The organism is Oceanobacillus oncorhynchi, from assembly GCF_000821065.1.
GTDB classification, from domain to species: domain Bacteria; phylum Bacillota; class Bacilli; order Bacillales; family Amphibacillaceae; genus Oceanobacillus; species Oceanobacillus oncorhynchi.
Genome location: NZ_CDGG01000001.1, coordinates 3,357,495 through 3,371,671 on the forward strand (window position 1 = coordinate 3,357,495; position 14,177 = coordinate 3,371,671).

12 protein-coding genes and 1 other RNA gene are annotated in these 14,177 nt (G+C 41.8%); 8 read left to right on the forward strand and 5 right to left on the reverse strand.

Annotated elements, in window-relative coordinates:
• Positions 1–109 precede the first annotated feature (109 nt).
• Both cydD and cydC read left to right on the forward strand, forming a co-directional pair.
• A complete protein-coding gene (gene cydD / locus BN997_RS16065; RefSeq protein ID WP_052485054.1) occupies positions 110–1,834 on the forward strand; it encodes a thiol reductant ABC exporter subunit CydD in 1,725 nt (574 codons plus the stop codon).
• The gene (gene cydC / locus BN997_RS16070; RefSeq protein WP_042533703.1) at positions 1,831–3,546 is read left to right on the forward strand and encodes a thiol reductant ABC exporter subunit CydC; all 1,716 of its coding nucleotides are present in this window, start codon (positions 1,831–1,833) and stop codon (positions 3,544–3,546) included. Before cydD ends, cydC begins: the two co-directional genes overlap by 4 nt.
• 117 nt (positions 3,547–3,663) lie before the next feature.
• Here cydC and cydS read toward each other — a convergent pair whose 3' ends face one another.
• From cydS to BN997_RS16085, 4 genes are all read right to left on the reverse strand, one after another.
• Positions 3,664–3,756, reverse strand: coding sequence for a cytochrome bd oxidase small subunit CydS family protein (gene cydS, locus BN997_RS23875; protein ID WP_374705745.1), 93 nt, complete (start codon positions 3,754–3,756; stop codon positions 3,664–3,666).
• A 4-nt stretch (positions 3,757–3,760) separates the two neighbouring features.
• Positions 3,761–4,774, reverse strand: a complete 1,014-nt coding sequence (locus BN997_RS16075) for a cytochrome d ubiquinol oxidase subunit II (RefSeq protein WP_042533705.1) — start codon at positions 4,772–4,774, stop codon at positions 3,761–3,763.
• On the reverse strand, positions 4,771–6,114 hold the full coding sequence (locus BN997_RS16080) for a cytochrome ubiquinol oxidase subunit I (protein ID WP_042533707.1): 1,344 nt from the start codon (positions 6,112–6,114) through the stop codon (positions 4,771–4,773). The genes BN997_RS16075 and BN997_RS16080 overlap by 4 nt, the downstream gene beginning before the upstream one ends.
• Before the next feature lie 65 nt (positions 6,115–6,179).
• Complete coding sequence (locus BN997_RS16085; RefSeq protein WP_042533709.1) at positions 6,180–6,944, reverse strand: NRDE family protein; 765 nt, start codon at positions 6,942–6,944, stop codon at positions 6,180–6,182.
• A 500-nt stretch (positions 6,945–7,444) separates the two neighbouring features.
• Between BN997_RS16085 and proB the strand changes: the two genes are divergently transcribed.
• Together proB and BN997_RS16095 are read left to right on the forward strand one after the other, a co-directional pair.
• The gene (gene proB / locus BN997_RS16090; RefSeq protein WP_042533711.1) at positions 7,445–8,563 is read left to right on the forward strand and encodes a glutamate 5-kinase; all 1,119 of its coding nucleotides are present in this window, start codon (positions 7,445–7,447) and stop codon (positions 8,561–8,563) included.
• Positions 8,560–9,807, forward strand: a complete 1,248-nt coding sequence (locus BN997_RS16095) for a glutamate-5-semialdehyde dehydrogenase (RefSeq protein WP_042533713.1) — start codon at positions 8,560–8,562, stop codon at positions 9,805–9,807. The genes proB and BN997_RS16095 overlap by 4 nt, the downstream gene beginning before the upstream one ends.
• A 99-nt stretch (positions 9,808–9,906) precedes the next feature.
• Here the strand turns inward: BN997_RS16095 and BN997_RS16100 are convergent, their stop codons facing one another.
• Positions 9,907–10,113 (reverse strand): hypothetical protein, encoded by a 207-nt coding sequence (locus tag BN997_RS16100; protein WP_042533715.1) that lies wholly within the window; start codon positions 10,111–10,113, stop codon positions 9,907–9,909.
• A 160-nt stretch (positions 10,114–10,273) separates the two neighbouring features.
• Here BN997_RS16100 and BN997_RS16105 point away from each other — a divergent pair, with 160 nt between their 5' ends.
• From BN997_RS16105 to ltrA, 4 genes are all read left to right on the forward strand, one after another.
• Positions 10,274–11,230, forward strand: a complete 957-nt coding sequence (locus tag BN997_RS16105; RefSeq protein ID WP_042533717.1) for an MBL fold metallo-hydrolase — start codon at positions 10,274–10,276, stop codon at positions 11,228–11,230.
• A gap of 6 nt (positions 11,231–11,236) precedes the next feature.
• Positions 11,237–11,851 carry a 3'-5' exonuclease gene (locus tag BN997_RS16110; protein ID WP_042533719.1) on the forward strand — a complete coding sequence of 205 codons (615 nt, stop codon included), beginning with the start codon at positions 11,237–11,239 and terminating at the stop codon, positions 11,849–11,851.
• A gap of 132 nt (positions 11,852–11,983) precedes the next feature.
• A non-coding RNA gene (gene ssrS / locus BN997_RS22715) (6S RNA) lies at positions 11,984–12,171 on the forward strand.
• Between the two features lie 569 nt (positions 12,172–12,740).
• On the forward strand, positions 12,741–14,015 hold the full coding sequence (gene ltrA / locus BN997_RS16115) for a group II intron reverse transcriptase/maturase (RefSeq protein WP_042528596.1): 1,275 nt from the start codon (positions 12,741–12,743) through the stop codon (positions 14,013–14,015).
• Positions 14,016–14,177: the final 162 nt, after the last annotated feature.

Below are 14,177 nucleotides of genomic sequence, written 5' to 3' on the forward strand. Positions count from 1 at the left end.
TCTAAATGGTGCAGCGCACTGTGTGGTGAGCGGCGAAAAGCATGCTGTTGTATAATGGAGTAGAGGATATATTGTAATTGATTATGTTGTGTTTAAGGGTGGTGATCCGTTGTTAAAGGAATTTACAAAAGATTTTCGGAGCAGGATGATTTGGATGGGGGTGGCGTCCCTTTTTATGGCACTGGCCATCGTAGGGCAGAGCTATCTCGTGGTAACGATTATCCAGCAGCTGTTTTTGGATAATGCGGCATTTTCATCTATTCTTCCTGCTGTTTTTATATTGATTGGCATGCTTTTGGTACGAACGGTTTTTCAATATATGATAAAAGGCTCCGGCATAAAAATGGCTCAGACTGCGAAGGTTTCGATACGGGAAAAATTGCTCCGTCATTTTACCAGCCAGCCTATGATCGATGCAGATAAAGGACAGTCTGGCCGGAAGACAAGCTTATTTATGGATACGATCGATGAAATAGACGGCTATTTCAGTCAGTATCTCCCTCAGGTTATTCAATCTGTCGGCATTGTTCTGATTGTCTGGTTAGTTATTTTTATTCAAAATTGGACAAGCGGACTGATTATTCTTGTTTCCGCTCCCTTTATTCCTGTCTTTATGATGATTATTGGTATAAAAACAAAGGATAAATCAAAGGAACAGCTGTCTGAATTAGCAGCTTTTTCAGGAACGTTCCTGGATACATTACAGGGTCTGCCGACGGTGAAATTATTTGGCCGGTCTCAAGAGCAGAGAAATAAAATTGATCAGGATAGTACAAGCTTCCGGGATGCAACGATGGGCGTGCTGAAGGTTGCCTTTACAAACTCCTTAGCGCTGGAATTTATCGCTATGCTGAGTATCGGTCTGATTGCTTTAGAGATTGCAATCCGGATGATTATTTTTCAAAATCTCAGCTTTTTTACGGGCTTTTTTGTTTTACTTCTTGCGCCGGAGCTGTTCAGTCAATTGAAACAGCTGGGCTCCGCTTTTCATTCCGGACGCGCAAGTATGGGCGCAGCCTCACGGGTGGAGGATGTGCTTGATGAAGAGACGACTCCAGTTTCTTGGGGAACTGCTTCATTAAAAACCGATAAAGCACCCGAATTAAGGCTGGAACAGGCTTCCTTTCATTATGAAGAGGGAAACTTTCAATTAGCGCCGGCTTCGATGCGGATTTTACCGTATGAGCAGGTTGCCATTATTGGTAAAACCGGTGCAGGTAAGTCAACCTTGCTGCATGTATTAGCTGGTTTTCTGCCGGCGAAAGAAGGAAACTTTCTAATTGACGGTATTGCGCAAGAAAAGGTAGAAAAAGCAGATTGGTTCGGCCGGATTGGTTATTTATCGCAGCAGCCCTATGTGTTTTCTGGAACCGTACGGGATAATATATTACTCGGCTCTCAGGAAGAACAGCATGATAAAGTCATACAGGAGGTTGCGGAGCATGCAGGAATCTGGAAGTGGATTACTGCTTTACCAGACGGATTAGATACAATCATCGGAGAGGGAGGCAGAGGCTTATCGGGAGGAGAGAAGCAGCGGATTGCGATTGCCCGCACCCTTCTGAAAAAACCGCAAATTCTATTCTTTGATGAGCCGACAACCGGTCTCGATATCCAGACGGAGCATATTTTGCAAAAATCGTTAGATACCTTAAGAAACCAAACAACGATGATTACCGTTGCGCACCGCCTGCATACAATCCGTAACGCCGATAAAATCTTTCTGCTGGATCAGGGAGAAATAGCAGGAGAGGGGACACATGAACAACTTTACAAAAACAATGAAATGTATCGAAAAATGATCCATACACAGCAAGGAGGGCGGGAAGCATGAAGGATATCAGTCTGGTCTTAAAAATGATGTTGAAAGAAAAAAGGGATATTCTGATTTCTATCTTCTTTGGATTTTTAGCGGGGATTACCGCTGTCTCCTTATTTGCAGCAAGCGGTTATTTGATTTCACAAGCCGCTTTTGCACCGCCGATCTATACCTTGATGATTCTGGTAGCGAGTGTGAAGCTGCTGGGGATTACCTCAGCTGTCAGCAGATACGGGGAACGCTATTTTTCTCATCGCGGTACCTTTACGATTCTGAAAAATATCCGCCTGAAGGTTTATGATCAGATAGAGCCGCTGGCAAGCAGACTTTTGCAAAAATACAGAAGCGGGGATATTCTGGCACGGATCGTCGGTGATGTAGAGAGCTTACAGCATTTCTTTTTACGTGTGTTTTATCCGCCGGTGGTATTGGCAGCTGTTTTTACAGCTACGATTTTCTTTACGATGTATTTATCCATAGGGGTGGCTATGACAATGATTGGCGGTGTGATTATCGTACTGGTTGTTTTCCCATCCATCTTTTATCTGTTTCAGAAAAAGACAGCTGTAACGATGCGGGAAAAAAGAGGTGCATTGTCCTCGGAATTTACAGACTATCTGTACGGGTTCCGGGAATTGACAATCTTTCAACAGGCGGAAAGAAAAAAACAGCAGCTCGATAATAATATGAAGCAATACGAAGAAATAAAGGCGAAAGAAAATCGCCAGCTTGCTATCCGGGAAGCCGTTGTTATCTTCTTTTCTTTTTTCATTGCAGTAATTATTCTCGTGCAGGCAGGGTTTTATGTATCAGAGGGAAACCTTGCCGGAACACTGTTAGCGATGCTGTTTATGATTGCCATTACGGTGTTTGAGGATACGCCATCGATGGCAGTGCTTCCTGCGCATTTAGAAGAAAGCAAAGCTTCCTCTAAACGTCTCACCGAGGTTTGGGAAAAGGAGACGCAAACCGAAGTGGCTGTTCATGAAATTGAAACGGATGTACCGATTCAATTTGATTTTAAGGATGTTTCCATTCAATATCCCACTGAAAAGAAGCCGGCTGTGCGTCTCGCTGCTTTTCAAATCAAGCCGGGAACAAATATCGCCATTGTCGGGCCAAGCGGCTCAGGGAAATCGACGCTGATGCAGGCGATGCTCACTTTTGCTCCCATCCAATCCGGTCAACTTTTAGTAAATGGGGAAGAGCTTGATAAAATTGCTCCAGACAGTCTTTGGAGACAAATGAATGTATCCCTGCAGCATAATCATTTTTTCTACGGAAGTATTTATGAAAACCTGCGATTTGCGAATAAAGAGGCGGGGGAAGAAGCCTGCCAGGAAGCATTAGAAAAGGTTCAATTAAGCCATTTTTCATTAGAGGACCAAGTATTGGAAAAGGGAACGAACCTGTCTGGCGGAGAAAAACAGCGTCTGGCACTTGCCCGTCTGTTTTTACGGGATGCTTCTGTCTGGCTGCTGGATGAGCCAACCTCATCTTTAGATGCGATTACAGAGCAGGAAATAATGGAGGAAATAGAAAAGGCAACAAAATATCAGACGGTGGTAACCATCAGGCATCGTTTAACAGGCTTGGAAAAGATGGATCAGATTATTGTCATGAACCACGGAGAAGTCGTTGAACAAGGCACTTATATGGAGCTGATGCGGAAGAAAGACGGCTACTTTAAAGCGATGAAGGAGCTGGAAAATAGTCAACTGGTGTAACGGCAATAAACAGTCGTATCTAAAACGGATATTTTGTATTTTTCGCTTATATGGGGAACAAAAAAATGCCCTCAGCTAATCCGATTAAAAAATCGGTTAGCTGAGGGCATTTGTGCATTATCTATCCTTAGCTGCAGCGACAAATGCTAAAGCAATTGCTGCAATCAGGACGATGAAAGGAGCGATGAAAATCAGAAATTGGTTCAACATGTTATCACTTCTTTCCTTTAATATAGTTTTTATCAAACAGGAATAGCTTTAACAATAAATACAGAGACGGAACTAAAAGCGCCATACCTAAGATAAAGACAACGATAAGCGAGATGGCCATTGCCGGATTGGTAAACCCTTCATGAATGCTGATATGAGGGTATAAAAGGTATGGATAATGGGCTATCCCGTAACCGAAGAAAGCAAAGGCAAATTGTCCGGTAAGGAGCCAAAATGCTATTCCATAATTTCGGCGCTTCCAAATCAGGATGACGGTCAATATCCATAACACAAAGGAAATAGCAAACATCCACCAGAGACTTAAGAGATTTGCAAAATGAGCTTCGTTATGGAAGTAAAGCTCGACAATTATTCCTGAAGCGGCAATAATCAAAGGAATGGACCAGCCTAATGCGTACTTTCTCATTAAGTTTGTTGCATCCATATCGCCTGTTTCATTTGCATACCAGGTTAAGAACACTGCTGAGATATATAGCACAGCCACAATACTTAAAACAACAATGGACCAGGTTAACGGGCTGAAAAACAGGGCGCTGTAATCTAAGACCGGATTTCCATCCTCCATAAAGACAAAGCCGCCCTCCGAAATGGTCAGAACAATCGACAGGGAAGCCGGAATAAGCAACCCGGATAGCCCGTACATAATGGCATATCCTTTATGCCCCTGTTTTCCGTAGGATTCAAATGCATAATAAGAACCCCGTATCGCCAGTAAAATCAGTGCCAAGCTGCCCGGAATCAGTAAAATGGTTCCGAAATAGTAAGCAGACTGCGGGAAGAAGCCGACGATTCCGACAAAGAAGAAGACAAAGAATACATTGGTAACCTCCCAGACAGGGGACAGGTAACGCTGAATGATTTTCGAAAGAATATGCTGCTTTCCGGTAACGATGCTGTAGGCATTGAAAAAGCCAGCTCCGTAATCAATGGATCCAACAATGATATAACCAAATAAGAATAACCAGAGTACGGAAATACCGATAATTTCTAATATCATGATTCGTCACCACCTTGCATACGTTCTAAATCTTTTTCAACCGGGTTTTTCCGGAACATATACGTTAATACAACAACCGTTCCGACACCCAGAATAAGGTAAAGGATGGCAAATAACACAAACATCCAGCCGACATAATCACTTGTTGTAGCAGCTTCCTCAATGGTCATCAGCCCTCTTAAAATCCATGGCTGGCGCCCGACTTCCGCCATCCACCAGCCGGCTTCAATGGCTAAGAAGGAGAGCGGTCCGCCTGCGACGATCAGCCAGCGGTACCATGTTTTTTCAACGAACGCCCATTTTCTCCGCATTCCAAACCAGTAAAGCAGAGATAAGGCAATCATAAACATCCCGATGGTGACCATTGTATCAAAGAAATAATGGATGACGAGCGGAGGCTGTTCTTCCGCCGGAAATTCCTCCAGACCGGTTACTTCTGAACTCGGGAAGCCATGTGCAAGAATACTCAAGGCATAAGGAATATGCAGGGCATAATTGGCTTCATTATTTTCATCTAACACGCCCCACATCACTAATGGCGCTTCCGTGCTTGTCTCAAAATGCCATTCTGCCGCAGCCAGCTTTTCGGGCTGATATTCTGCTAAGTATTTACCGGATAAATCACCGATCAAAGCTGTTGCGATTGCAAAGATTAAACCAATCTTCATAGCCATATGCAGGGACTTTTTATGATACTCCTGATTTTTCTTTTGAAGCAGCCGGAATGCCGCAATCGCAGCGAACATAAAGGCAATCGTCATATAGGCTGTAGACAGCACATGAGCAACCTTAGTCGGCATGGATACAGTAAACATGGCCAGAACCGGATTCGCATTAACCAAATCTCCGCCTATGATGTCAAAGCCTGCCGGGCTGTTCATAAATGAATTCACCACGGTAATAAAATAAGCTGACATACCGCCGCCGACAGCTACCGGAATCAATAAAAGCAAGTGTTTTTTCGGATTGTCAAAACGATCCCATGTATATAAATAAATTCCTAAGAAAATCGCTTCAAAGAAAAAGGCGAACACTTCCATAAATAATGGCATCGCGATAATATTTCCTGCTAATTCCATAAAGCTCGGCCACAGCAGAGATAATTGAAGTCCGATAATCGTACCTGTTACTACTCCGACAGCAACGGTAACAACAAATCCTTTCGCCCAGCGTCTGGCCATCAACAGGTAATGATTATCGTTATTTTTGATCCCGATCCACTGGGCAATCATAATCATTAAAGGAACACCGACACCGATTGTGGCATAAATAATATGAAATGATAATGTCAACAGCGTCAGCATTCGGCTGGCATACGCCGGATCCTCAAATAAGGTCATGGGTCAACCTCCTCTATTATGTGTTTTTTTACTCTATTTTTTTAACATTCCCTGTGTATGCAGTTTTAATCAGATTCTGTCAAAAATTCATATTGCTGAAGAAATTCCTCCTGATCATACGTTTTTTCAATAAAGGTCAGCTTGTTATGGTGATCGATGAGTACAATAGTGGATGCTCGGGTGCCATAATCAGGTGTTTCGATAAAGATGGAAGACAATGCTTTTTCTAAATCTGCACGAATCCCTGTCTGGGGCAGAAGTTCGCTGTCAGCTTGTGTCCTGTTTTGTAAGCTGTGTAATAAATCTTCTGTTTTCATTTCCGGGTGTGACTGAATATAATCCGTCAGTTCCTTTTTAGAATGTTCGACTTTTGGCCAGGGGGTATTTAGCGTATCGTTGCTTAATCCATGAACCCCTGCTCTTATCTTAGAACCCTGATTATACACATTATTATAGTGATACAATGTGTCCTTGTCACGGAAAAGAATGTTATATCCGGCGTAGTTATGACGATTTTTTGAAAGCTGCTCTAAAAACAATTCCCCGTCAAAATTCTGTAACAAAAAATCTACCGGGAGTTCTCCGCGGGAAAATGTCTTAGATGCTGGAAGAGAAGGGTCCCGATAATTAGTCACTGCTGCAAATTTTCCCTGCTTGGAAACGGCCAGCCAGGTTCCCAGCTGGAGCAAATCTCTGCCGGCCAGAATATCCGGCATGTCATCCCAAAAAGCTGCCGGGAGCGTTGGTCTATGATAAAATTCATCCCGGTTACTGAGTAAAATGAATTTATATTTTGGATGTGCATGATAGGCAAAGGTGATTAAGCACATGGAATAGCTCCTCCTTTTTCTTTTAATATCGAATGAATAGCTTGTCTTCAGTATACTTTTCTGATATTTTAGAATCAATGTTATCGCATTCCCTGAAATAAAATGCATTTCTCTATTGACAACGAGAAAAAATCTGATAATAATTAATATCAATACATCGAACGTTATGGAAGGACTAGTAAGTAAGCCGTCACAATGACAGAGATGGAATCAGAGGATAGAAGCAAATTTTAATTGCATTTGTCCAATGCTGTGAGATTCCTCATTGTTGATTTACTGAACCTGCCTTTATCAGTCTTATGCAAAACATAAGCGTCTTCCGAACGTTATCTCGGAATAAGTGAAATACGGTTGTCCAGGCGGGCGCAGTTAAAGAATCGTATTTAAGTTGTGGTGGTACCGCGGAAGTAAACTCTTTCGTCCCTTCTGTTTATAAGGGATGGAGGAGTTTTTTTATTGCCTGGTTGAAATGCTTTTAGAAAGTGAGAGGTGGGATGACAATGGCAGCAAAACGTATTGTCGTTAAAATAGGAAGCAGCTCGTTAACCAATACGCATGGGGAAATTGACCAACAGCAGCTGGAGGATCATGTGCATGCCCTCGCGCTGCTTCATCAGAATAATATGGAAGTGATTTTGGTTTCCTCGGGAGCAATTGCTGCAGGGTTTAAGCAGCTGGGCTATTCTTCAAGACCTGTTACGCAAAAAGGAAAGCAGGCTGCAGCGGCAGTCGGTCAGGGTCTGCTGATTCAGACCTATATGGAAAAGCTAAAAGAATACAATATTACTGCTGCTCAAATCCTTTTGACCAGAAGTGATTTTTCTGATCAGGGGAGATATCGAAATGCTTATGCGACAATGGAAGAATTGCTGGAGCGGCGGGTCATCCCGATTATCAATGAAAATGATACGATTGCCATTGACGAGCTTACGTTTGGAGATAACGATATGCTTTCTGCATTAGTAGGCGGTTTAATTCATGCGGATCATTTAATTCTTTTAACTGATATCAATGGCATATATGATAAAAATCCCACTAGACATCCGGACGCAACACGCTATGACCATTTAATGAAGCTCAGCACAGAGCTGATTGCACAGACAGACGCGACTGGCTCCAAAGTAGGGACAGGCGGGATGAAGTCGAAGCTGATGGCTGCGAAAATGGCATCCTCCGTGGGCATTCCGGTATTTATTGGACGGGGTTACGGAAAAGAGAAGCTGGCAGCTATTTTAGATGGGAAGGGCGACGGCACCTATATCGACAGTGAAAGAAAAGCGCATTTACCGGCGAATAAACAATGGATTTCCCTGCATTCGGATTTAGATGGCCGGGTAGTTATAGATGAAGGGGCAGAAAAAGCCTTAATGTATCATGGCAGCAGTTTGCTTTCCCCAGGTATTACGGCGGTGGAGGGCTATTTTGTAAAAGGGGATGTTGTCGAGGTTTATGGAAAGTCCGCTTTATTAGGGAGAGGACAGGTGAAATGTTCCTCCGAAGAATTAGATGCCGTTATGAAATTGCGTGAATCAGATTATATTCACGCTGTACCGACAATTGAGGTGATCCACCGTGACAAGTGGGTATCATTTGAGACAATGAAAGGGGAATTATCATGAGTGAAGTAATCGAAAAAGGAAAGCTTGCTAAAAAAGCCAGTTATCAAATTGGAACATGCACGACGAAGGAAAAAAATGAAGCATTATTAAAAATTGCCAATGGTTTGAGAAAAAATGAGGAAGCGATTCTTGCAGCCAATCGATTGGATATCCAGGCTGGAAAAGAGAAAGGCTTGTCTGCGTCACTGCTTGACCGTGTGGAATTAAATCAACAGCGTATTGCTGCCATTGCGGATGCGATTCTGCAAATTATTGATTTAACTGATCCAATCGGCGAAGTACTTGAAACGATTGAAAAGGATAATGGCCTAAAGATTATTAATACACGTGTCCCAATCGGCGTTGTCGGCATGATTTACGAAGCAAGACCAAATGTCACTGTTGATGCAGCAACACTTGCTGTTAAAACAGGAAATGCCATTATCCTACGAGGCAGCTCATCTGCGATTCATTCCAATTTGGCAATTGTCAAGGTAATCCATGAAGCATTGGAAGACAGTGCGGTTATTCCTGATGCGATTCAATTAATTGAGGATACAAGCAGAGAAACCGCAAGTGAACTATTTCGATTAAACGCATATTTAGACGTGCTTATCCCGCGTGGAGGGAAAAACCTGATTGATACCGTTGTCAGAGAGTCACGTGTTCCAGTAATCGAAACAGGTGCCGGAAACTGCCATGCTTATATTGATGATACAGCAAATCCGGAGATGGCAAAGGAAATTACTTTAAATGCGAAGCTGCAGAGACCATCTGTGTGTAATTCGATTGAATCGCTGCTTATTCAATCAGATTGGTTTGAACAGCACGGAAATGATTTAATCGCTTCCTTGATGGAACAGGGCGTTACAGTTCATGGCGATGCACGTATTGTAGAAAAGATACCTTTTGTTCAAGAGGCGGCAGCGGAAGACTGGAGAACGGAGTATCTTGGTTTAGAAATCAGTGTGAAAACCGTAGCGAATGTGCATGAAGCAATTGATCATATTAATACGTATGGCACGAAGCATTCAGAAGCAATTATTACAGAAACGGCAGCTCACGCTGAAACTTTCAAGCAAAAAGTAGATGCAACAACGGTGTACCATAATGCTTCTACGCGCTTTACGGATGGCTTTGAATTCGGGTTTGGTGCAGAAATTGGCATCAGCACACAAAAGCTGCATGCGAGAGGGCCAATGGGCTTAAAAGCATTAACATCGAATAAATTTATTGTTTCCGGTGAAGGGCAAATTCGGGAATAAGAGATAAATGTAGAAGGGAGCGGTTTTCGCTCCCTTTCTTTTGTGAAGAACACTAAATTAAATATGCTAAAATGAACTGCTTTTATTTGAATTTCAACATTATTTTTCACAGACTACGGGAGACCAGAGCTCTTCTTTTTCCAATGTAACACTTTCTTCTTCATGCAAGTTCTCCATACACTTTTCAATAATCAGCTCGTTCGCTTTATGATTGTTATTAATTTGTATAGCCAAAATACTCCCAATGGTAATAATCGTAGTGCAAACGATAATTGCAAAGATAATATTCAATGTATCTTTTTTCAATTTTATCCGCTCCTTTCACCTTATTTAGACTACCAGTAATTGGTTATTCTTTAAAGGCTGGACACCAAGTCATTGCCAATTGTCAGTATCTTTCAGTTTGCAAAAGCAGGAAATCGCGATAGAATAACAATATAAAGGATGCAGAAAAGAGAGGTTCGACATGCTAGAGCAAATAACAGATGACATTTACCGTCTTGTTGTCCGGTTTAAAGGGGCTATGGGAGAGGTAAACAGTTATCTTATCAAAGGCGACAATGGTTATACCGTGATTGATACAGGAATCCATGCACCAGAAACAAAAGCTTTATGGGAGCGTGTTCTAAGTAAGTATAAAATTGAAAAGCTTGTGCTGACACATACGCATGAGGATCATATCGGCTTAGCTCGCTGGTTTCAAGAAATCTATGAAATTCCTGTGTATGTGTCCAGACGCGGTTATGAAGAAATGCATAAGGGAAGAGATGCGAAAGCTCGTAAAAATCGAATAAAGCGTTTAATCAAAAAACATGGAGCTCCGCCGATTCCTTTAAAAATAAGAGATGAATCCCATATTTATAAATTTGAGCCGAAAGGATTTTTTGAAGATAATGATGAAATAACACTCGGAAACCGGTCATACCAGACGATATGGACGCCTGGCCACGCACCTGATCATTATTGCTTCTATCAGCCGGAAACAGAAATCATGATTATTGGTGATCATGTATTAAACCATCTTTCCCCGGTAATCGGGTTATGGATGGGAGAGGAACACAATCCGCTGGAAGCTTATTTTGAAGCACTGGAGCTATTGAAGGGCTATCAGGTACGCCAGGCATTGCCGGGGCATGGTGATATCATTGAAGACCTAAATGAACGGATAACAGATATATTCCAACGTCATGAAAAACGGCTGCAGCAATTATTGGAGCTGATGGAAGAGGAAGAAATGACTGCTTTTAAATTAACAACAAAAGCGTATGGTCCGATGAAAAGTCTTGCCTTTGCCAGTCAATTTATGGCGACCTTGACACGATTGATTTATTTAGAGGAACAGTCAAAAATAAACGTGCAGACTAAAAAAGGGAAGAATTTTTACGAACTACCGGCCAAAGATTTACAAGCTATTAGGAGCTGATAACAGATGAAGTTTGCAGCAATTGATTTTGAAACAGCCAATGAAAAAAGAAACAGTGCCTGTTCAATAGGTGTGGTCCGTTTTGATGAGCAGGAGATTTTGGACGAGTATTACTCCCTGATCAACCCGATGAGTGATTTTCGCAGTATGAATATCCGGATTCACGGTATCAGAGAGGATGACGTGCAGGATGCGCCTACTTTCGAAGACCTGTGGCCTGCCTTGTATGAAAAACTGGAAGGGCATATTATAGTAGCGCATAATGCCAGTTTTGACATGAGTGTGCTGCGTCAATCGCTATTAAAATATGATTTAAGACATCCTGACTTTACTTCCTTATGCACTGTGAAAATATCCCAGCGTGTATGGCCACATTTAGAAAATCACCGCTTGCATACAGTAGCTGATTATCATGATATTCCATTAATTCATCACCACGCTTTAGAAGATGCAAAGGCTTCTGCGTTTATTTTGATGAAGGCTCTGGAAGCACAGCAGGATGGGAATGCGGAACACTTTTTAGAAAGATGGCTGGCGTCAAAAGCTAGCAAACGCCGAAGCTATCCCAAAACAGGCTCTAAAAATAAGACAGGGCGGGGATCAACGAAGCTGTATTTATAAAAAATAGAATTTGATTTCACAGGAATTGATATCAGAAATCAAAAAAGATGGTTACTTTTTAACTGTTTAAAAAGAAAAAATTAGGCTATCCTTATCATTGCTTTTTTTAGAAAAAAGGCGTATGATAAATTCTACAAGCTACATTGTTCGTATCAATAAAAGTTTTAACCTCTAATGTTGGAATAGGGAGTTTTACATCGAAATTGAAATGTCGAGCCGTCATAAAGGAATGGAAGACAGGAAGGTTTCTGCGGACACCCACTTTGCGAAGTGGTGGTTTAAAACTTTTTATTGCATGGTACGGCAAATGTGGCCTGTATACATAATTTATTATCCTATCCCGGCAGCGGCCTCGCTCCCGGGATTTTTATATGTGCGCCAGGCATGGCGACTATCTAGGTGGTGGAAATCCACTGTGGAGGTACACATCGACCAACCACTAGAGAAGCGCAAAGCATTTATCGTGAGGTAAAGGCTGAAGGAAGCGTGTATCAAAATCTTGGCTCGACGAACAGAAATCTGATACGAAGGCTCTGTAGGCGGATAAGGCTCCATAACAAGTCAAAATCCAAAAGATGTGCGTAACCCTGCAGAGTAAATTAGGCGAGTAAAAGAGGAAAGATAGTTGTCTTACCCTGGGAGGTCTCACGGACAGCTGAGGAGTCCCCTAAAAAGAAAGCTGGTCGAAAAAGGTTTATCGTGAGAAGTCAGCCGATGCCGTAGTAGTGATGAAAATCATGAAGGGCTGAACAATTTATAGTGTTTCTACGCCATGAATGCACGAAGAATAAACTTCTGAATGTGTTAATGATGAAAGTATGAGCGTATCTCAGAGGATAGTCAAAATAGAAGTGTTCTCCGTCACATGAAAGGAAAGGAAGAAACGAGTGTGGAAATTTTAGAAAAGATTTTAAGCGATCAAAATATGAACGAAGCCTATCTTCGAGTGTACCGAAACAAAGGTGCAGGTGGGGTAGACGGCGTAACAGTAAATGAACTGAAAGCATACCTAAGGAAACACAAAGAGGAATTGCGAACGCAAATCCAGAAAAGAAAATACAAACCAATGCCAGCACTGCGCGTAGAAATTCCGAAAGAAAATGGAAAGATGCGCAAATTGGGTATTCCAACAGTGGTTGACAGAGTTGTCCAACAGGCAATTAGTCAAGTGCTCAGCCCGATATTTGAAAAACAATTCAGTGACTACAGTTATGGTTTCAGACCAAGAAGAAGTTGCGAAATGGCAATCACGCAAGTATTGGAATATATCAATGACGGATACCAGTGGTTAGTGGATATTGACCTGGAACGATTTTTCGATACTGTCCATCATGATAAGTTAATGCGAATAATCTCGCACACAATCAAAGATGGTGATGTCATTTCTCTGATACGAAAATACCTCGTAAGTGGTGTGATGGTCGATGGGAAATATGAAGATACAACTATAGGAACCCCACAGGGAGGCAACCTTAGTCCACTTCTAAGTAACATTATGTTGAATGAGTTAGATAAGGAACTGGAGGCAAGAGGTCTGCGTTTCGTAAGATACGCAGACGATAGCCTTATCTTTGTCAAAAGTGAAAAGGCGGCAAATAGAGTTCTTACTTCCATTACAACATTTATCGAAGAGAAACTGGGGCTAAAGGTAAATATGGAGAAAAGTAAAATCTCACGCCCTACGAAAACAACATTTCTAGGCTTTGGTTTTTACTATGACTCAAATAAGAGGAAATTTCAACCGAGACCCAGTAAAACGTCGGTTCAAAAATTCCAAAGGAAACTGCGCCGATTAACAAAGCGAAATTGGAGTATTTCCTTAAACGACAGAATCATCAAGTTAAAACAGGTCATGTATGGTTGGGTCAACTATTTTAGGGTAGCTAATATGAAGAGCGTTTTAGAGTCTATAGATGCGAAGTTGCGCTCCAGAATAAGAGTAATTATCTGGAAACAATGGAAGAACAACAAAAAGAGAATTAAATCTCTCATACAACTTGGTATACCAAAGGAAGAAGCCAAGGGGCTAACCTATTGTAGGAAAGGTTTCCGATTTACTGGGTTGTCGAAAGTTGTTCAGAGAGCATTGTCTAATAAAAGACTAAAGCAAAGAGGTATCCCCTTTGCCTTAGACCGTTATCTAAAAGTACACACTGAAATATAAATTGAACCGCCGTATACGGAACCGTATGTACTGGTGGTGTGAGAGGGGCGAAAAGTTATTTAGCTTTTCCCTCTACTCGATTTTTAAATAAGCTCTCTTTCATTAAGGTGAAAGAGAAAATTTGCATTGTCATTAGCATCAGTTTGGAAAAAATGGTTATCT

Excerpts from the sequence above, each read along its gene's own strand:
- cydC (WP_042533703.1), top strand. The coding sequence starts at position 1,831 with ATGAAGGATATCAGTCTGGTCTTAAAAATGATGTTGAAAGAAAAAAGG.
- cydS (WP_374705745.1), bottom strand. The coding sequence starts at position 3,756 with ATGTTGAACCAATTTCTGATTTTCATCGCTCCTTTCATCGTCCTGATT.
- BN997_RS16075 (WP_042533705.1), bottom strand. The coding sequence starts at position 4,774 with ATGATATTAGAAATTATCGGTATTTCCGTACTCTGGTTATTCTTATTT.
- BN997_RS16080 (WP_042533707.1), bottom strand. The coding sequence starts at position 6,114 with ATGACCTTATTTGAGGATCCGGCGTATGCCAGCCGAATGCTGACGCTG.
- BN997_RS16085 (WP_042533709.1), bottom strand. The coding sequence starts at position 6,944 with ATGTGCTTAATCACCTTTGCCTATCATGCACATCCAAAATATAAATTC.
- proB (WP_042533711.1), top strand. The coding sequence starts at position 7,445 with ATGGCAGCAAAACGTATTGTCGTTAAAATAGGAAGCAGCTCGTTAACC.
- BN997_RS16095 (WP_042533713.1), top strand. The coding sequence starts at position 8,560 with ATGAGTGAAGTAATCGAAAAAGGAAAGCTTGCTAAAAAAGCCAGTTAT.
- BN997_RS16105 (WP_042533717.1), top strand. The coding sequence starts at position 10,274 with ATGCTAGAGCAAATAACAGATGACATTTACCGTCTTGTTGTCCGGTTT.
- BN997_RS16110 (WP_042533719.1), top strand. The coding sequence starts at position 11,237 with ATGAAGTTTGCAGCAATTGATTTTGAAACAGCCAATGAAAAAAGAAAC.